The sequence below is a fragment of the Paenibacillus timonensis genome (assembly GCF_022427145.1).
Taxonomy (GTDB): domain Bacteria; phylum Bacillota; class Bacilli; order Paenibacillales; family Paenibacillaceae; genus Fontibacillus; species Fontibacillus timonensis.
This window is the reverse complement of sequence record NZ_JAKSXN010000158.1, coordinates 1-535: the sequence shown is the minus strand read 5'-3', so window position 1 is coordinate 535 and position 535 is coordinate 1. Positions and strand designations below refer to the sequence as shown.

The following is a 535-nucleotide window of genomic DNA, read 5'->3' as shown; positions in this document are numbered from 1 at the left end:
GATGGTGCGCGTGGAGGGACTTGAACCCCCACGTCAAAGACGCTAGATCCTAAGTCTAGTGCGTCTGCCAATTCCGCCACACGCGCAAGGATAAAACTGGTGAGCCATGAAGGACTCGAACCTTCGACACCCTGATTAAAAGTCAGGTGCTCTACCAACTGAGCTAATGGCTCTTACTAAGAAAAGTGGCTGGGGATATAGGATTCGAACCTATGCATGACGGAGTCAAAGTCCGTTGCCTTACCGCTTGGCTAATCCCCAATAGCATGGTGGAGGCTGAGGGGATCGAACCCCCGACCCTCTGCTTGTAAGGCAGATGCTCTCCCAGCTGAGCTAAGCCTCCATATCTGGGATCTACATATAATGAAGATGGTGACCCGTAGGGGATTCGAACCCCTGTTACCTCCGTGAAAGGGAGGTGTCTTAACCCCTTGACCAACGGGCCTTATGTAGAGAAGCTCTCAACCGGGATCGAACCGGTGACCTCATCCTTACCATGGATGCACTCTACCTACTGAGCTATGAGAGCAAATGG

Annotated in this window: 6 tRNA genes; all 6 read right to left on the bottom strand. The window is 52.1% G+C overall.

Going from position 1 to position 535, the window contains the following annotated elements:
- Positions 1–2 precede the first annotated feature (2 nt).
- A tRNA-Leu gene (locus MJ257_RS24675) sits at positions 3–86 on the bottom strand.
- An 11-nt stretch (positions 87–97) separates the two neighbouring features.
- Positions 98–173, bottom strand: a tRNA-Lys gene (locus MJ257_RS24670).
- A 13-nt stretch (positions 174–186) separates the two neighbouring features.
- Positions 187–261, bottom strand: a tRNA-Gln gene (locus MJ257_RS24665).
- 6 nt (positions 262–267) lie between these two features.
- Positions 268–343 (bottom strand) — tRNA-Val (locus tag MJ257_RS24660).
- A gap of 27 nt (positions 344–370) precedes the next feature.
- Positions 371–445, bottom strand: a tRNA-Glu gene (locus MJ257_RS24655).
- A gap of 11 nt (positions 446–456) precedes the next feature.
- Positions 457–529, bottom strand: a tRNA-Thr gene (locus MJ257_RS24650).
- Positions 530–535: the final 6 nt, after the last annotated feature.